This window comes from Sphingosinicella terrae, assembly GCF_003347635.1.
Classification (GTDB): domain Bacteria; phylum Pseudomonadota; class Alphaproteobacteria; order Sphingomonadales; family Sphingomonadaceae; genus Allosphingosinicella; species Allosphingosinicella terrae.
In genome coordinates this window covers 133,334-150,544 of record NZ_QDFY01000006.1, presented here as the reverse complement: position 1 = coordinate 150,544, position 17,211 = coordinate 133,334, and the positions used below count along the sequence as shown (strand labels likewise).

At 70.6% G+C, this 17,211-nt stretch carries 17 protein-coding genes; 8 read left to right on the top strand and 9 right to left on the bottom strand.

Going from position 1 to position 17,211, the window contains the following annotated elements; genetic code table 11:
- Window positions 1–4: 4 nt before the first annotated feature.
- Genes DDE10_RS13990 through DDE10_RS13980 form a run of 3 tightly spaced genes read left to right on the top strand, consistent with a single transcriptional unit; the run spans window position 5 to window position 2,432 of the window.
- A complete protein-coding gene (locus DDE10_RS13990; RefSeq protein ID WP_114953395.1) occupies window positions 5–688 on the top strand; it encodes a Fe2+-dependent dioxygenase in 684 nt (227 codons plus the stop codon).
- 10 nt (window positions 689–698) lie between these two features.
- The gene (locus DDE10_RS13985) at window positions 699–1,835 is read left to right on the top strand and encodes a PepSY-associated TM helix domain-containing protein (protein WP_114953394.1); all 1,137 of its coding nucleotides are present in this window, start codon (window positions 699–701) and stop codon (window positions 1,833–1,835) included.
- A 3-nt stretch (window positions 1,836–1,838) separates the two neighbouring features.
- On the top strand, window positions 1,839–2,432 hold the full coding sequence (locus DDE10_RS13980) for a YdeI/OmpD-associated family protein (RefSeq protein WP_114953393.1): 594 nt from the start codon (window positions 1,839–1,841) through the stop codon (window positions 2,430–2,432).
- A 72-nt stretch (window positions 2,433–2,504) separates the two neighbouring features.
- Here the strand turns inward: DDE10_RS13980 and DDE10_RS13975 are convergent, their stop codons facing one another.
- Entirely contained in the window at window positions 2,505–3,866 is a 1,362-nt protein-coding gene (locus DDE10_RS13975) for a cytochrome P450 (protein ID WP_162806617.1), read from the bottom strand.
- Between the two features lie 127 nt (window positions 3,867–3,993).
- On the opposite strand from DDE10_RS13975, the gene DDE10_RS13970 reads away from it, so the two are divergent.
- Window positions 3,994–4,245: a hypothetical protein gene (locus tag DDE10_RS13970; protein ID WP_162806616.1), complete on the top strand. Its 252-nt coding sequence runs from the start codon at window positions 3,994–3,996 to the stop codon at window positions 4,243–4,245.
- Window positions 4,246–4,332: 87 nt separating this feature from the next.
- Here the strand turns inward: DDE10_RS13970 and smc are convergent, their stop codons facing one another.
- From smc to DDE10_RS13950, 4 genes are read right to left on the bottom strand one after another with little or no spacing between them, the layout of a single operon-like run.
- A complete protein-coding gene (smc, locus tag DDE10_RS13965; protein WP_114953390.1) occupies window positions 4,333–7,773 on the bottom strand; it encodes a chromosome segregation protein SMC in 3,441 nt (1,146 codons plus the stop codon).
- 22 nt (window positions 7,774–7,795) lie between these two features.
- Window positions 7,796–8,509, bottom strand: coding sequence for a DsbA family protein (locus DDE10_RS13960; RefSeq protein ID WP_114953389.1), 714 nt, complete (start codon window positions 8,507–8,509; stop codon window positions 7,796–7,798).
- The gene (locus DDE10_RS13955) at window positions 8,510–9,265 is read right to left on the bottom strand and encodes a thioredoxin domain-containing protein (RefSeq protein ID WP_114953388.1); all 756 of its coding nucleotides are present in this window, start codon (window positions 9,263–9,265) and stop codon (window positions 8,510–8,512) included. It abuts the gene before it with no gap.
- A complete protein-coding gene (locus tag DDE10_RS13950; RefSeq protein ID WP_114953387.1) occupies window positions 9,262–9,834 on the bottom strand; it encodes a DUF721 domain-containing protein in 573 nt (190 codons plus the stop codon). Before DDE10_RS13950 ends, DDE10_RS13955 begins: the two co-directional genes overlap by 4 nt.
- 45 nt (window positions 9,835–9,879) lie before the next feature.
- Between DDE10_RS13950 and mutY the strand changes: the two genes are divergently transcribed.
- From mutY to DDE10_RS13935, 3 genes are all read left to right on the top strand, one after another.
- Entirely contained in the window at window positions 9,880–10,926 is a 1,047-nt protein-coding gene (mutY, locus tag DDE10_RS13945) for an A/G-specific adenine glycosylase (RefSeq protein WP_114953386.1), read from the top strand.
- A 36-nt stretch (window positions 10,927–10,962) separates the two neighbouring features.
- Window positions 10,963–11,832: an NAD(+) diphosphatase gene (gene nudC, locus DDE10_RS13940; protein ID WP_114953385.1), complete on the top strand. Its 870-nt coding sequence runs from the start codon at window positions 10,963–10,965 to the stop codon at window positions 11,830–11,832.
- A 69-nt stretch (window positions 11,833–11,901) separates the two neighbouring features.
- Complete coding sequence (locus tag DDE10_RS13935) at window positions 11,902–12,369, top strand: CHRD domain-containing protein (RefSeq protein WP_114953384.1); 468 nt, start codon at window positions 11,902–11,904, stop codon at window positions 12,367–12,369.
- A 33-nt stretch (window positions 12,370–12,402) separates the two neighbouring features.
- On the opposite strand, the gene DDE10_RS13930 is transcribed toward DDE10_RS13935, so the two are convergent.
- The 4 genes from DDE10_RS13930 to DDE10_RS13915 all read right to left on the bottom strand — a co-directional run bounded on the left by DDE10_RS13930 (window position 12,403) and on the right by DDE10_RS13915 (window position 16,344).
- Window positions 12,403–12,900, bottom strand: coding sequence for a hypothetical protein (locus tag DDE10_RS13930; protein ID WP_114953383.1), 498 nt, complete (start codon window positions 12,898–12,900; stop codon window positions 12,403–12,405).
- Between the two features lie 54 nt (window positions 12,901–12,954).
- Window positions 12,955–13,347 (bottom strand): cupredoxin domain-containing protein, encoded by a 393-nt coding sequence (locus tag DDE10_RS13925; RefSeq protein ID WP_114953382.1) that lies wholly within the window; start codon window positions 13,345–13,347, stop codon window positions 12,955–12,957.
- 164 nt (window positions 13,348–13,511) lie between these two features.
- A complete protein-coding gene (serA, locus tag DDE10_RS13920) occupies window positions 13,512–15,089 on the bottom strand; it encodes a phosphoglycerate dehydrogenase (protein WP_114953381.1) in 1,578 nt (525 codons plus the stop codon).
- A 97-nt stretch (window positions 15,090–15,186) separates the two neighbouring features.
- Window positions 15,187–16,344 carry a phosphoserine transaminase gene (locus DDE10_RS13915; RefSeq protein ID WP_432653732.1) on the bottom strand — a complete coding sequence of 386 codons (1,158 nt, stop codon included), beginning with the start codon at window positions 16,342–16,344 and terminating at the stop codon, window positions 15,187–15,189.
- 226 nt (window positions 16,345–16,570) lie between these two features.
- Here DDE10_RS13915 and DDE10_RS13910 point away from each other — a divergent pair, with 226 nt between their 5' ends.
- Complete coding sequence (locus DDE10_RS13910; RefSeq protein ID WP_284734662.1) at window positions 16,571–17,200, top strand: extensin family protein; 630 nt, start codon at window positions 16,571–16,573, stop codon at window positions 17,198–17,200.
- Window positions 17,201–17,211 lie beyond the last annotated feature (11 nt).

Here is a 17,211-nt window from a genome sequence, read left to right as displayed (position 1 = left end):
TACGATGATGCTCGCCGTCCCCGACCTGCTCGACAAGGAAGGGGTGGCGCGCGTCCGCGCCGTCATCGACGCGGGCGAATGGATCGACGGCAATGCCACTTCCGGCCACCAGTCCGCGCTCGCCAAGCACAACCGGCAACTCGCCGAAGAGAGCGCGGCCGCGCGGGAGGCCGCGCGGCTCGTCCTCGATGCGCTCGGGCGGTCACCCCTGTTCATCGCCGGCGCGCTGCCGCTGAAGATCTTCCCGCCTTTGTTCAATCGCTACGGCGTCGGCGAGACGTTCGGCACCCATGTCGACAATGCCGTGCGGATCCACCGCAGCAGCGAGTTTCGAGTCCGCAGCGACCTGTCCGCCACCCTCTTTCTCGAGGAGCCGGATGCCTATGAGGGCGGGGAGCTCGTCGTCGAGGACAATCTCGGCGTCCACGCGGCCAAGCTGCCGGCGGGCCATCTCCTGCTCTACCCCGCCTCGAGCCTTCACCGCGTCGAGCCGGTGACGCGCGGGGAGCGGCTGGCTTCCTTCTTCTGGGTCCAGTCGATGGTGCGCGACGATGCCGCCCGCACGATTCTGTTCGATCTCGACCGGTCCATCCAGGCGATCGCCGCCGCTCAGGGCCATGACGACCGGGAGGTGATCCGCCTCACCGGAATCTATCACAACCTTCTCCGCCGCTGGGCGGACACGTAGGAAGAACAGAATGGCGCAAACGACCACGCTCCGGCTTCGCCGCCTCTGGCTCCAGATCCACAAATGGATCGGGCTGCTGCTCGCGATCCTGATCGTCCCGATCTCGGTGACGGGTTCGGCGCTGGTCTGGCACGATTGGCTCGACGAGACCCTGAATCCCGGTCGCTATGCGGTCTCGGGGCCGGTCGCCCTGCCGCCCTCCGCCTACGCCGCGGCGGCCCAGCGCGCGATCGGTCCGGGCGAGCGGGTGGCGAGCATCCGCTTCCCGGAAGGAGAGGGGCCGATCATGGTCAGCGCGTCGCGCCCGCCGCAACCGGGAGGCGGGCGCCCGGTGCGCACCAATGTCTGGCTCGATCCCGCCGATGCGCGCGTGCTCGACGTCGCCGCGAGCAATGGCGGCGCAGTCCAGGTCCTGCACGTCCTCCATGGCAGCCTGATGGTGCCGGGCGCGGGGCGGCAGATCGTCGGCTGGGTCGGGGTCGCGATGCTGGTCTCCTGCCTCACCGGCCTCTGGCTGTGGTGGCCGGTCACTGGGAGCGTCCGCCGCGGCTTCCGCTGGAAAAGGCAGAATTCGACCAACGCCAATCTCCATCATCAGTTCGGCTTCTGGATCCTGCTGCCGCTGGCGATGCTCTCCTTCACCGGCGCCTGGATCTCGTTCCCGCAGTTTTTCGGCCGCTTCGAAGCCTCGCAGCCCAAGAGCGGGGGCGGGGGTGCCGATCGGATTCGGGCGATGCGGGCCCGGCCGCTCGAACGTACCGCGCTGGACGCCGACGGCGCGCTCGCGCTGGCCCAGCCGCACGCGACCGGGCCGCTCGCCGCCGTCACCTGGCCCACCGACCAGTCGGCCGAATGGAAGATCGCGTTCCAGCGCGAAGGCGGACCCGCCGAGGTCGAGGTCGGCGATGCGACGCGGGAAGTGAGTCCCCCCCGACCGCCGCGGCCGGAGACGACGGCCCGGCTGATGCGGCGCTGGCACGACGGCAATGGCATGGGGGCGCTCTGGCAGACCATCATCTTCGCGGGCGGCATCATCCCGGCGATCCTGTCGGTGACCGGTATCGTCATGTGGTGGCGCAGCCGCGGCTGGCGGTCCCAGCTGAAGCGCCGGCGCCGCGCCCGGCCGGTGCCGCAGCCGGCGGAGTGAGCCGTGGCGGGGCCGGACCCTGTCTATTTCGCCACCGAGGCGGATTTCCGCCGCCGGCTCGCCGAAAGCCACGAACGGGAGAGCGAGCTGCTCGTCGGCTTCTGGAAGAAGGCGAGTGGCAAGCCGTCGATCGACTGGCCGCAGGCGCGCGACCAGGCGCTGTGCTTCGGCTGGATCGACGGCGTCCGCAAATCGCTGGGAGAGGACAGCTACACCATCCGCTTCACGCCGCGCCGCAAGGGCAGCACCTGGAGCGAGGTCAATCTCGAACGCTACGAGGCGCTGAAGGCGGACGGTCGGATGACGCCGGCAGGGATCCGCGCGTTCGAGGAGAATCGGGGCAGGAGAAACGTCTACGCCTATGAGAATGAGGCGAAGGACCTCACTCCCGAGGAGACCGAGACGTTCCGCCGCAACGAATCCGCCTGGTCCGACTGGGAGCGCCGCCCGCCCTCCTACCGCAAGGTCGCGCTGCACTGGATCACCAGCGCCAAGAAGCCGGAGACGCGGCTTCGCCGCCTCGAGACCCTGATCCGCGACAGCGCGGCGGGCCGCAAGATCGGTGCGGTCGACATTGGCCGCGACAAGCGGGGCTGAGGCAAGCCGGCTCCGGCGCGAGACGCCGTCATCGTCCGAAGGGCGGCCGTGCCCTGAAGCCGGGCCCGGTTCTCAGCGCCGCTCCGACACGTTCAGCGGCAGTCCGCCGGCCGGCCGAAGCGTCACCATTCCGGAGGCCCGCACCTCCCGCCCCGGGACGGGATCGAAGCGCCAGTCCGCCAGCCAGCCGGCCAGGATCACCAGCGCCTCCGTCGTCGCGAAGCGGGCGCCGACGCAGACCCGCGGACCCCCGCCGAAAGGCAGATACTGGAAGCGGTGCCGCTCGGCGGCGCCGTCCTGCCAGCGGTCGGCGATGAAGGCGTCCGGCTCGTCCCACAGGCGCTTGTGGCGATGGATCAGCCAGGGCCAGATCGAGACGAAGTCGCCGGGCGCGACATCATGGTCCCCGAGCCGGTCCGCCGCCACCGCCTGGCGATCGAACCGCGGCACCGGCGGATAGAGCCGCATCGATTCCTCGAGGATGCGGCGGACCAAAGCGAGGCGATCGACGATTCCCTCTTCGCCTGCCGACAGCGCCGCTCGCGCCTCGGCGGCGGCCTCCTCCTGCAGATCGGGCTGCTCGGCGAGCAGGAACAGCGTCCAGGTCAGCGCATTGGCGGTGGTCTCGTGGCCGGCGAGATAGAAAGTGGCGGCATTGTCGATCGCGAGCTCGCGCGCCTCCCCCGGCGCGAAGCGCGCCTCGAGCGCGCGGATCAGCTTGCTGAGGAAGTCCTCGCCGTCCTTGCCGATTCGGTCGTCGACGACCTCGGCGAGCGTGCGCCTCAGATAGATCTGCCCGCGCCGTCCGGCCAGGCCGCGCCGGCTCCATGGGATCAGCGGAAGCCCGAGCAGCACCTGCAGCCGCGCTTCGCTGACGCCGTCGAGCGCCGCCGCGATATGCGCCATGGCGGCTTCGCTGGTCAGCCGCGGATCGCCGGCGAAGAGGCTGTCGGCAATCACCCGCATCGTCGTGGCGGTCGAAGCGGCGGCCATGTCGACGATGCCGCCCTGCCGGCTCCAGCCCAAGGAGGAGGTCCGGACGGCATTCGCGAACACCGGCACGAGCATATCGACCGCCGCCGGTGCGAAGCTGGCCGCGACGATCCGCCGCTGCTCGCGCCAAAGCGGCCCGTCCGAGCTCAGCAGGCCGCGCCCGATCGTCGGCACGATCAGCTTCTTGACCAGATCCGGCTTCACATAATTGGCGGCATTGTCGAGCAGCACGTGCTGGACCAAATCGGGATCGAGCGGGATGTGGACGTCGTGGCCGAAGACCCGGCGCTTGAAATAGGGCAGAGTGAAAGCCCTTTCGGACCAGCCGTAGACGGCCGTCCTCGCCCGCTCCCCGACGAAGCCGCGCCAGACCGGCACGGGACCCGACGGGCGTGGCGGGTGCGGCGGGACGAAGCGGCCGGCGCGGTCGATCGTGTCCATGCTTTCTCCTAATCGCCCTCCATCTCGAGGGCGAGCGGAACCACGACAAGCCCCGTTTGTCGGTCCGGCCCGCACCGGAACGCGCCGGCCCGCCCGCCGTTCGGTGGCTGCAACTGAGGAGGATATCATGCGGATCATGCTCGTTCCGGCCATTGCGGCCGCGTTTCTGGTCGGCGCTTGCGGCGGCGGCGGCCAGACCGAGACAACCGAGGCCGAGGAAGCGCTGGGCAACGGGTTTCAGCCCGCCGCGCCCTCGCCGGGGACCGCCGGCGATCCCGGCATGGGCGGCAACACGCTCGCCACCGCCACCGGTCTATCGCCGGCTACGGACGGCGGCGCCACCGGCAGCCATCCGGCGGACGGGGGGAATGCCCAATGATCCTGATGCGGGCTTCGGCGCGCGGCAATCAGATCGAGTAGGCCAGGCCTGAGATCGGGAAGGACGTCCGCCGCAAGGCCGGCCGGCTCATTCGGCCGCCAACAGCCTCTCGGCCCCGCCCAGGTCCACGCTGACCAGGCGGCTGACACCTTTCTCGACCATGGTGACGCCGAACAGCCGGTGCATGCGGCTCATCGTCACCGCATTGTGGGTGACGATCAGATAGCGGGTCTCGGTCTCGCCCGTCATCCGGTCGAGCAGGTCGCAGAAACGCTCGATATTGGCATCGTCCAAGGGCGCGTCGACTTCGTCGAGGACGCAGATCGGCGCCGGATTGGTGAGGAAGATGGCGAAGATGAGCGCGACTGCGGTCAGCGCCTGCTCGCCGCCCGAAAGCAAGGTGAGGGTGGACAGGCGCTTGCCCGGCGGCTGCGCCATGATCTCGAGGCCCGCTTCCAGAGGATCGTCCGATTCGACGAGCTCGAGATGGGCCTGCCCCCCTTCGAACAGGGTGGTGAACAGGCTTCGGAAATGGCGGTCGACCTCCTCGAAGGCGGTGAGCAGCCTTGCGCGGCCTTCGCGGTTGAGGCTGCCGATCGACCCGCGCAGCCGATGGATCGCCTGACCCAGTTCCTCGCGTTCGGTCTGGGAAGCGGTGCGGCTCTCCTCGAGCTCCGCCAGCTCGGTCTCGGCGACGAGATTGACCGGCCCGATCCGCTCCCGTTCCTGCGTCTGGCGGTCTAGGGTCGCGGACTCGGCGGCCGCCTCGCCGATCGTGCCGGCGTCGAAGCCGACCTTCTCCGGCAGCAGCGGCGGCGGGCACTGGAACTTCTCGCCGGAGATCCGCCCCATCTCGATGCGCCGGCTCTCCTGATTCTCGGCGCGGGCGACGGCGCCGGCGCGGGCCTCGCGCGCCGATGCCAGGATCTCGGCGACCTCGGCGAGCTTGCGCTCGGTCTCGCGAAGCCTGTCCTCGCCGGCCCGCTCGTGCGCGGCGGCCGCCTGGGCACCCTCGGAAGCCGCGATCGAATCCTCGGTGAGCGCGGCCAGCTGGCGCTCCAGATTCCCGGGTGCGTCGGCGAGGCGCTCCGCCTCCGCCTCGGCCTCGGCGATGCGCCGGCCAAACTCGTCATTGCGTTCGTCCGCACGGGCGGCGCGAGCGCGCCAATCCTCCTGCTCCTTCGCCGCGGCCTCGGCGCGCTGGCGGTCGGCGGCCACAGAGCGGGCAAAGGTCGCCGCCTCCGCCCGCACCTCGGCGAGCGCCTGCTGGGCGCGTTCCGCCGCCTGCGCCAGTGCGGCCACCCGCGACGCGGTGGCCGAAGGATCCGGGAGGCCGGCCGCGGCGGCCTGCGCGGCGTCGAGCTCCGCCCTCGCCTCCGCCAGATCGGCCTGCGCCTGCTGCTCGCGTTCGGCAAGGCCGGTACGCCGAAGCTCGAGACGCTCCATCTCGACCGTCGCGCTGTCCTCCTCGCGCGCCGCCTCGCGGATCGCGGAAGACGCCTCGGTCTGGGCGCGCCGTGCCGCCTCGGCCGCGTCGCGCGCCTGGTCCATCGCCGACCGCGCCCCCTGGCTGCGCCGCTCGGCATCTTCGACCGCGACGGAAGAGGCCGGCAGCGCCCGCTCGAGATCGGCGAGCCGGTTCACCCGGATCAGCCGTTCGGCGGCGGCGGCGCCCAATCCGCTGGCGACGTAGCCGTCCCATCTGCGCAGCTGACCGTCGACGGTGACGAGTCGCTGCCCGACGGCGAGCGCGATCGTCCCGTCGTCGTTCTCGACGACGCCGACCTGCTCCAGCCGCCGCCGCAAAGCGGCAGGGGCCGACACATGGTCGGCGAGCCTGGTGCAGCCGGGCGGCAGCGCCGGATCGTCCTTGCCGGACTCGGCGCCGGTCCAGCGGCGGGCCCCGGAGCCGCCCAGTTCGGCGTCGAGATCATCGCCGAGCGCCGCCGCCAGCGCCCGCTCGAACCCCGCTTCGGCCTTGATATGGTTGATCGCCCGGTCGCCGCCGGCGCTCTCCAGCGCCTTGACCAGCGCCTTCGCCTCCGACTGGAGCGCCGCCAGCGCGGCCCGAGCGCCGGCGGCCTCGCTCTCGGCCCGGTCGCGGTCGGCGGCGGCATGCTGGCGTGCCGATTCGGCGGCGCCGATCGCCTCGCCCGCCTGCTCGAGCCTTTCCTCGGCCTGCTCGCGCCGCCGACGCGCCGCCGCCAGCGCGTCGAGCAGCGGCTGCTCGTCCCCGAGCCCTCGCATCTGCTCGGCGATACGCGCGGCTTCGGCCTCCGCCCGGGCGACCTTCTGCCGCGCCGCTTCGAGCGCCGCCTGGGCGACCCGCGCCTCGGCCTGCTCGGCGGCCTGCACGGCCCGCACCTGCGCGAGCGCCGTCTCGGCTTCGCGCCACGCATCCTCCAAGGCGACGGTGCGGCCCTCGATCGCACCGCGCCGGCTGTCGACATCGGCCAGGCGGGCGGCGATCTCGGTCAGCTCCGCCTCCAGCCGCCCCAGCGCCTCTGCCGCATCGGCGCGGAGCGCTTCCTCCCGGGTGCGGTCGGCGGCAAAGGTCCGCTGCCGCTCGGCCAGCTCGCCGATCCGCCGCTTCACGGTGTCGCGCTCGGCCTTGAGTGCCGCCAGCCGGTGGCCGAGCTCCGACGCCCGCTCCCGTGCCGCCTCGGCTGCCCTGCGCTTGTCGGCCAGCTCGGTCGCCGCCTGGGTCTGCCAGGCCGCGGCGGCGCGCTGCGCCTCCGCCGCGGTCTCGACCGCCGCCTCGGCCTTGTGCGCCTCTTGCTTCGCCGCCTCGGCCGCCTCGGCCGCCTCCTTCCAGCGCGCGAAGATCAGCCGCCCCTCGGCGATCCGGATCTGGTCGGAGAGCTTGCGGTAGCGCTCGGCGGCGCGCGCCTGCCGCTTCAGCGCCGCGCCGCGCTGCTCCATGTCGGAGAGCATCTCGTCGATGCGGGTGAGGTTGGCCTCGGCCGCGCGCAGCTTCTGCTCGGCATCCTTGCGCCGGACATGGAGCCCGGAGACGCCGGCCGCTTCCTCGAGCAGCAGGCGGCGCTCGGTCGGCTTGGCGGCGATCACCGCGCTGATCCGGCCCTGGCTGACCAGAGCGGGGCTATGCGCGCCGGTGGCGGCGTCGGCGAACAGCAAGGCCACGTCCTTGGCGCGGACGTCACGCCCGTTGAGACGATAGGCGGAGCCGGCACCGCGCTCGATGCGGCGGGTGATCTCGACGTCGCCGGCGGGGGCGATGGCGGTATCGCCGCTGACCTCGCTCGCCGGCCGGTCGACCAGCATAGTCACTTCCGCGAACTCGCGCGGCGGCCGGGTCGCGGTGCCGGCGAAAATGACGTCGTCCATGCCGGCGCCGCGCATCGACTTGGGCGAGGATTCGCCCATCACCCAGCGTATCGCCTCCAGCACATTCGATTTGCCGCAGCCGTTCGGCCCGACCACGCCGGTCAGGCCGGGCTCGATCCTGAGCTCCGCCGGCTCGACGAAGCTCTTGAAACCGGAGAGCTTGAGACGCTTTACCTGCACCGGGTCGGCACCGCTCCTGTCCCTAGCCGCCGGCTTGGCGGATACGCTGCTGGATCGACGGCCAGTCGTTCACCTCCTGGACGGCGCCATTGATCAGGAAGGTCGGCGTTCCCTGGACGCCGAGTGCCGCCGCCGCCTGCCGGATCTCGCCCAGCCGGTTGAACGCCGCCGTATCGGCGAGGCAGCGGCGGGCCTGCGCCGCCGGCAGGCCGAACCGGGCAGCCGTCTCGATCAAGCCGCCCGTCTCGGCGATGCGGGTCAGCCGGTCCGGGACGGACATCGCCATCATCTCCTGGCGCTGCGCCGGCGGGATCGCCTGGACGCGACCCACCCACTGGCTTTGGGTCGAGAGCAATCGATCGCCGAAGCGGAGATAGTTGGCGGGCGTCGCGCAGCGGGCGAGCATCGTCGCCGCCACGTCGGTGCCGTTCAGGATGTAGTTGCGGACCTCAAGGCTGACCCGCCCGGTGCGGACATGGTCGCGGAGGAGGGCGGGCGTGCCTTCCTCCGCGAAATGCGCGCAATGCGGGCAGACGAAGGACAGATATTCGATCACCTTCACGCGGGCTTCCGGATTTCCGATCCGGATGCCGCCCTCGGGGGTCGCGACCACATTGGCGGTCCAGTCCCGCTGCGCCGGCCGCGGCGCCTCCTGCGCCGGGGCGGCTCCCGCGGCGATGGCCAGCGCGGCCACCGCCGCCGCCGCCGCCGCCGCGGTCAGGAACCGGGCCTTCATCTAGCCGCCGATCGCGGCGCGCAGCCGCGGCTGCAGCCCCGCCCAGTCGCCCACATCGAGCTTCTCGCCGTTGATGAAGAAGCTCGGGGTTCCGGTGACGCCGTGCTGCTCGCTGCCCTCGCGGGTGATCTGGGCGAGGCGCTCGAGCTGGCTGTTGTCGGCGAGGCAGGCGTTGATCCGCGCCTCGGGCATGCCGCGCTGGCGGAAGAACTGGTCGAGGCCGGTCGCCTGGATGATCGCCCGAGCCTGATCGGTCGGTGCCATCGACTGGAGCTGTTGCGCCTGCTCCGGCGGCAGCGTCTGGAGCCGGTTCAGCCAGTCGTCATGGGCGGCATAGAGCTGCTCGGTGAGCGTGAAGAACGGGGTCGGGCCCTGGCAGCGCAGCAACATGAAGATGGCCGGATCGGACGGGAACAGCATGAAGGGGCGATATTCCCAGCTGACCTGGCCGCTGCGGACATAGGTATTCATCAGCGGCTCGGCCGCGTTCGCGGAGAAGTCGCCGCAATGCGGGCAGGTGATCGAGGCATATTCGACCAGCTTCACCGGCGCGTCGGGATTGCCGACGCGGAAGCCGCCCTCGGGGGTTTCGGAGACGATCTGGGTCCAGTCGCCATTGTTCGGCGCCGCGATCTGGGTGAGCGGCGCGCTGCTGTTGGCGGCCGCGGCGTTCAGACTGGCGCCATCGTCGCTGCCGCCGCAGCCGGAGAGGAGAAGGGCCAGCGCGACCGCGCCGGTGCCGAGCGATGATCTCATTTCTTTCTGTCTCCACCAATTCTGCCGACGACCGGGATCGTCGTCACGACCGGCGCCCCTTCGCCGGAGGCGAGGCCATGCGCAAGCGATTCCAGACAGGCGCGAAGCTCCGGATCGGCCACTTCCCGGAGCGAGTCGCCCAGCTCCGCCGGCAGCGGCCGAACCGGAGCCGGCGCCCGTCGCGACCTTGCCTTCTCAGCCTGAACGATTCCTTGCCGGAAGCTCAGCCGCTCGACGGCCTGATAGCCGAAGAAGCGGTTGACCCGCTCGACAATCGCCGGCGCGACATGCTGCATCATCGGGGCGTGCGCGCCCTCGACCAGCAAGGTGAGCACGCCCTCGCTCTTGCGGCCTGGCGGGAAGCGGATCGATTCCGGGGAAGAGACGCGGGCGTAACGTTCCCCGACGATTTCGCGCCAGCGGCTGACGATCGAGGACTGGACGAAGCCGAACCGGCGGAAGGCGGCGCCGCCGACTTCCGGGAGCAGCTCCGCAACCGGGCGCATGCGCCGCGACCGCGCCGGCTCTGCCGCTTCCTTCCTCCGCGTTCCGCCCGCTTTCGCCACCATAGGAGCCTTGTTCCACCCTTGCGGCAAGCATGGCATAGGCTGGCCATGCCCGTCGATGCCTCCCAGGCGCTTTTGTGTTGGTATGCTGTGGATAAGAGGCCTCTGCCGTGGAGGGCGAAGGCCGACGAGGCGGCCGATCCCTATCGGGTCTGGCTGTCGGAAGTCATGCTCCAGCAAACCACGATCGCCCATGCCCGACCCTATTTCGAGGCCTTCTCGGCGCGCTGGCCGACCGTCGAGGCGCTCGCCGCCGCCGATGACGGCGACGTGATGGCAGCCTGGGCTGGGCTCGGTTATTATGCCCGGGCCCGCAACCTGCTCGCCTGCGCCCGTGCCGTGGTGGCGGAGCATGGCGGCCGCTTTCCGGACGATGAAGCGCGTCTGCGGACCCTTCCCGGTATCGGCGCCTATACCGCGGCGGCGGTCGCGGCGATCGCCTTCGGGCGCCGCGCCGTCGCCGTGGATGCCAATGTCGAGCGGGTCGTCGCGCGGCTGTTCGCCGTGGCGGAGCCGCTGCCCGCGGCCCGGCCGCGCCTCAAGACCCTCGCCGACCGGCTCACCCCCGATCGAGGCGCCGGCGATTTCATCCAGGCGGTGATGGAGCTCGGCCAGACCATCTGCCTGCCGCGCGGCCCCGATTGCGCGCGCTGCCCGGTCGCCGCCTTCTGTGCCGGCTGCCGGGAAGGCGATCCGGCCCGCTATCCGGTGAAGGCCGCCAAGGCGGCGCGCCCGCACCGGACCGGAACCGCCTATTGGCTCGAGCGGGAGGGCGACGTGTTCCTGGTCCGCCGGCCCGCGAAGGGCCTGCTCGGCGGGATGCTCGCTTTGCCCACCGTTACGCCGCCGGCGGACGTCGATTGGCACGACGCCGGATCTGTCAGCCATGTCTTCACCCATTTCACGCTCGAGATGAAGCTCCTCTGTGGCCATACCGACAGCCGCCTGGAGGGCATCTGGCAGCCGATAGCCCGTATCGAGGAAGCGGGGCTGCCGACACTTTTCGCCAAGCTCGCTTTCCGCGGCGCCGCGTGGCGATCGGCCCCCCAGCTCCCGATGGGCGTTGCCGAGGTGACGCGGGCGGCGGCGGAGTGAAGGCATGACCCGGCTGGAAGAGAGAGGAGCCCTCCCGTGACCCATCCCGGCTTCACCGGCGCCGGCATAGACCGGGCCGACCTTCTGAGGCTCGATCCGGAGAAATTGCGCTCGCTCGCCCTCCAGGCCGGAGCCCGCCTGCTTGCCCTCGCCGACCTGGATCCCGTCCTCGACGAAGAGGGGCGCCTCCTCTGGTCGGAGATCGCCGCGCTGGAGGATGAGCATATCTTCCTCGGCCTGGAAGGCGGCTCCCCATTGTTCGCGCCGCTCGTCCGTACCGAGGCGATCGGCCGGGGCGCCTGGGGCGTGTTCCGGGCGCTGGCGCAGATGAGCCCGCGCGACGCCGCGATCTGGGGCGCCGCGCGCAGCCTCAACGAATGGCACAACCGTCACGGTTTCTGCGGCATCTGCGGTTCGCCGACGGCGCCTTTCCGGGCGGGCTGGGGGCGCCGCTGCGGCGGGTGCGGGGCCGAGCATTTCCCGCGCGTCGATCCGGTCGTGATCATGCTCGCCGAGCATGAGGGGAAGGTGCTGGTGGCTCGGCAGCCGCAATATCCGGCGGGGCGCTATTCGGCGCTGGCCGGATTCGTCGAGCCTGGCGAATCGATCGAGGAAGCGGTGGCGCGCGAGCTGATGGAGGAGGCGTCGCTGCCGGTCGCCAACATCCGATACGTCGCAAGCCAGCCCTGGCCCTTTCCGGGATCGCTGATGATCGCCTGTCTCGCCGATGCCGCGACCGACGAGGTGACCCTCGACCTTACCGAGCTCGAGGCCGCGATCTGGGTGGACAAAGCCGGCGTCGCCGCCGCGCTGGCCGGCGAGGCCGGGGCTCCGTTCGAGGCGCCGCCGCCCTTCGCCATCGCCCATACCTTGTTCAGGCGCTGGATCGAGGGGGATCCGGCTTGACCATTTTCGACCGGGCTATCGGCGGACGGGATCGTGGTCTAGCCTGACGCCGGAAAAGGAGGGACAAGAATGCGGACTCTATTGGCGGCGGCGAGCGCCCTGATCGTGACGGCCGGCTGCGCCACCGGAGGCGGACAGCCGACGCGGGCTACCCTGAACGTGACGCTCACCGGCATTCAGGAGGTGCCCGGCCCCGGCGATGCCGACGGCACGGGCACGGCCGAGATCCGGGTTGACGCCGCCCAGAACCAATTGTGCTGGAACCTCTATGCGCGCCAGATCGATGCGGCGACGGCCGCGCATATCCATCGCGGCGCTCCGGGCGTCGCCGGCCCGCCGGTCGTGCCGCTTACGACGCCCGACGCGTCCGGACACAGCGAGGGCTGCGCGACGGTCGATCCCGCGCTCGCGCAGGAGCTGGTCCTCCAGTCGCACCTCTTCTACGTGAACGTCCACAACGCCGCTTTTCCCGCCGGCGCAATCCGCGGACAGCTTCGCGGCGGGCCGATCACCCGGCAGCGGCTGCCCGCTCAATAGCGACTCTCCGGCGGGACCCGCCGAGAGGTTCGTTCAGCCGTCCGCCTGCTCGACGGCATCGCCGGCTCCGGGGCGGGTAGGCCGGGATGCCTTCGCGTCGGGCCTTTCATCGCCCTCGTCCCCGTCCGGCCGCGGCGAGCCCGCGTCGGGGCCGGCGTGCCGGCGCTCCCGCGCCGCGTCGCCGACTTCCTCCTCGTCGCGGTGCTTCTCGTCGCCGCCGGCGGCGTTGCGAAGACCCTCCTCGAAGCCTTCGAGAAACCGTCTGAACCCGTCGATGGCAGCGTCCCTCACCGCTTCGACCAGCCGCTCGGGGTCGACGCCGACGACCTTGCGCGGCGGTGCGCCGGGGCGGGCGGCACGACCCGCCCAACGATCGACCCGGGCCTGGGTGGCGGCGCCGACCGCCGCCGCGGCAAACTCGCGGACGACCGGATTGGCCGTGGCCTTGAGCGCCTTCTTCGCCTTCTTGCGTACCTTCTTCGGCACCTTGATTCCGGCGACTCGCTTGGGAATCTTCACCTTGTCGGCCATGTCAGTGTCTCCTTGTGTATTATATTAGTAATACACGCGAGGGGTTTCAAGCGGTCACTCGGCGACGATCGTTCCGGTCATGCCGAGCAGGCGATGGAGGAGGTTGGCGCTCCGGGCACGATAGCGACCCGGCGGTACGACCAGGGCGATCGTCCGACGCTCGCCCGGCCCGAGCCGAAAATGCCCGTCGGGACCGACGAAATCGGCATCCCGAGGCCGGATCCGGGCAGCGCCGAACAGATCCCGCGCCGAGAAGCTGTAGGTCGCCTGCCCCTGGTTGACGAAGCGCAGCTTGACCGGCCGGTTGGCGGGAATCCGGATCGGATCCGGCGCGATGTCGAACGGCGCGAGCAGCACGTCATATTCCGGTGCCGTCCGCCACTCCGGCTGCTGCGCTGCAGCGGGCGTCGCGGCGAGCAAGGCGAGCAGGAGCATCATCAGCCGCATGCGAATTCCTTTCCGTGCGCCGGCAGGAATTCGCGGCCTTCGGCGAAGTTGCAGCCCTGCCGCAGATTCCGCCGCCGGCCTGCCGGCGTTCGGCCGTGACGCCCTCCCGGCATGGAGGGCGTCAGGCGCCCGGCCTGCTTAGCACAAGCCGGCCAGGACAGACTCTAGAAACGCAGCGGCTTGACCCGCTTGACGCTGGGCAGCGCCGCCAGCTCCTTGACCAGTCCCTCGTCGACATGGCCGTCGACCGCGACGAGCGCGACCGCCTCGCCGCCGGCCTCGCGCCGTCCGAGATGGAATGTCGCGATATTGACGCCGGCCGCGCCCAGGGTCGAGCCGAGCCGGCCGATGAAGCCCGGTTTGTCCTCGTTGACGATGTAGATCATCTCGCCGCCGAGATCGGCCTCGATGGCGACGCCGAACATGTCGACGAGCCGTGGCGCCGAATTGCCGAACAGGGTCCCGGCCACCGATCGATCGCCGTCGGGCGTCATGACGGTCACCCTGAGCAAAGTGTGGTAATCGCCTTCGCGGTCGTGACGCACCTCGCGCACGTCCAGGCCCCGCTCGCGCGCGAGGAAAGGCGCGTTCACCATGTTCACCGTATCGGAATAGACGCGCATCAGGCCCGCGAGCACGGCGGCGGTGATCGGCTTCTGGTTGAGCGCGGCGGCGGCGCCTTCGACCTCGACCGAGACCCCGGCGATGCGGCGGCCCTCGACCTGCCCGACGAGCGAGCCGAGCTGGTCGGCCAGGTCCATATAGGGCCGCAGCTTCGGCGCTTCCTCCGCGGACAGCGACGGCATGTTGAGCGCGTTGGTGACGCCGCCGCGGACGAGGAAGTCGGCCATCTGCTCGGCGACCTGGATCGCGACATTGACCTGGGCCTCGGTCGTCGAGGCGCCGAGATGCGGCGTCGCCACCAGCCCCGGCACGCCGAACAGCGCATTGTCCTTGGCCGGCTCCTCGACGAACACGTCCAGCGCCGCGCCGGCGACATGGCCGCTTTCGAGCGCTTCCTTGAGTGCCGCCTCGTCGATCAGGCCGCCCCGGGCGCAGTTGATGATTCGCACGCCCTTCTTGGTCTTCGCCAGATTCTCGCGCGACAGGATGTGGCGCGTCTGGTCGGTGAGCGGCGTGTGGAGGGTGATGAAGTCGGCGCGAGCGAGAAGATCGTCGAGGTCGACCTTCTCGACGCCGAGGTCGACCGCCCGCTCCGGCGTGAGGAAGGGATCGTAGGCGATCACCTTCATCTTCAGCCCGAGCGCGCGGTCGGCGACGATCGAGCCGATATTGCCGCAGCCGATCAGGCCCAGCGTCTTGCTGGTGAGCTCGACGCCCATGAAGCGGTTCTTCTCCCATTTGCCGGCCTGGGTGGACAAATCGGCGGCGGGAAGCTCGCGGGCGAGCGCGAACATCAGGGCGACGGCATGCTCGGCGGTGGTGATCGAGTTGCCGAACGGGGTGTTCATGACGACGATGCCGCGGGCGGTCGCCGAGGGGATGTCGACATTGTCGACGCCGATGCCGGCGCGGCCGATCACCTTGAGCCGGGTCGCCGCCTCGATCAGGTCGGGCGTGACCTTGGTCGCCGAGCGGATGGCGAGGCCGTCATAGTCGCCGATGATGGCCTTGAGCTCGTCCTTGGAGAGGCCGGGCCTCTCGTCCACTTCGACCCCGCTGGCGCGGAAGACCTCGGCGGCTTTCGGATCCATCTTATCGGAGATCAGGACTTTGGGCATGGTCTGGGTTCCTCAGGTCGTCCCGGCCGCGCCGGGACCCAGTCTGGATTCAGGGAGAAATGTTCGGCCGCCGGCCCGGCGACCGGCGTCACGGCGGTCAGGCGGCGGTGCGCGCGGTCCGGTAGGCCCAGTCGAGCCACGGCCCGAGCGCCTCGATGTCGACGGTGTCGACCGTGGCGCCACACCAGATGCGGATGCCGGGCGGTGCGTCGCGATAGCCGGCGATGTCGTAGGCGGCCTCCTCCGCCTCGAGCAAGGTGGCCATCTTCTTGACCAGCGCCTGCTGCCCGTCGGCATCGAGCGATCCCGCCGCCGCCTCGGAGAAGCGGAGGCAGACGCTGGTATTGGTCCGGCTGGCCGGATCGACGGCGAGGTGGTCGATCCAGTCGGTCCGCGACACCCAGGCATCGAGCGCCGCGGCATTGGCGTCGGCGCGGCCGACGAGCGCGGCGAGGCCGCCCTGCAGCTCCGCCCATTCGAGCGCGTAGATATAGTCTTCGACCGCGAGCATCGAAGGCGTGTTGATCGTCTCGCCCTTGAAGATGCCCTCGATCAGCTTGCCGCCCTTCGTCATCCGGAAGATCTTGGGCAGCGGCCAGGCCGGGCTGTAGCTCTCCAGCCGCTCGACAGCGCGCGGCGACAGGATCAGGACGCCGTGGCCGCCCTCGCCGCCGAGCACCTTCTGCCAGCTGAAGGTGACGACATCGAGCTTGTCCCAGGGAAGGTCCATAGCGAACGCCGCCGAGGTCGCGTCGCAGATGGCGAGCCCTTCGCGGTCGTCGGGAATCCAGTCGCCGTCCGGCACTCGCACGCCCGAGGTCGTGCCGTTCCAGGTGAAGACGGCGTCGCCGCCCCAGTCGACGGTCGCAAGATCGGGAAGCTCGCCATAAGGCGCGCGCAGGATGGTCGCGTCGAGCCTGAGCTGCTTGGCGACGTCCGTAACCCAGCCTTCGCCGAAGCTCTCCCAGGCCAGCATCGTCACCGGCTTGGCGCCGAGAAGGCTCCACAATGCCATCTCTACCGCGCCGGTATCGGACGCGGGGACGATGCCGATGCGGTGCCCGGCGGGAACCTTGAGCACGTGCCGGGTGAGATCGATGGCATGGGCGAGGCGCGCCTTGCCGAGCTTGGAGCGGTGCGAGCGCCCGAGCGAACCGGTGGCGAGCTTGGAAGGGGTCCAGCCCGGCGGCTTCGCGCAGGGCCCGGATGAAAAATAAGGACGTGCGGGGCGCACGTCCGGCTTGGTGATCGTCACTGTCAACTCTCCTCGCAGAGAGCACGCGCCGCGTTGGGACGGCGTGGCCCGTCGCGGAACCTAGAGTCCGGGCGCCGCCTGTCAACCGGGAACTGAAAATGCCGACAGACTAAGGAGATGAGGCGAATCGCCGGTCGTTCATCGCAGCTCGGACACGCTTCGACTCGGTTCCGTTGACCCGCCGCCCATCCGGCGATTCAGTCGCCGGGTGCTACGGGGGATATTATTGGGGGCGCTGCTGCTCCTGCTGGCGGCCTGCATACCGCGTGGCGACCGGCGGGCGCCGCCGGCGCCGCGGCCCGGGCCAGCCCAGCCCTCCGCCCAGGCCCCGCTCCAATGCCATATCGAGCTCGCCCGCGACGGGGTCGGCTTCCGGGTGCTCGAGGATCGCCGGTTCGAGGGCGGATGCTCCGCTTTGGGCGCGGTCCAGCTGCTCGAGATCGGCACGCCCGTCACCAATCTGGGCGCGATGACCTGCCCGCTCGCGCGCCAGTTCGCGCGCTGGACACGCGAGGTGGTGCAGCCCGCGGCGAGCCAGTGGCTCGGATCGCCGGTGCGCCGGATCGAGACGTTCGGCACCTATGCCTGCCGCAGCGTCAACAGCCGCCCGGGCGCGCGGCTGAGCGAGCATGCTTATGCCAATGCCGTCGACGTCGCCGCCTTCCAGCTTGCCGACGGGCGGCGCATCACCGTCCAGGAAGGGTGGAATGGCGACGCGGACCGCGTCCGGCGGTTCCTCCGCCAGATCCACCAGGGCGGTTGCCGCCAGTTCAACATCGGCCTCGGCCCGGATTCGGACGCCTATCACTACAACCATCTCCATTTCGACATGGGCCGGGGTCCTTATTGCCGCTAGCGGGCCGGCAC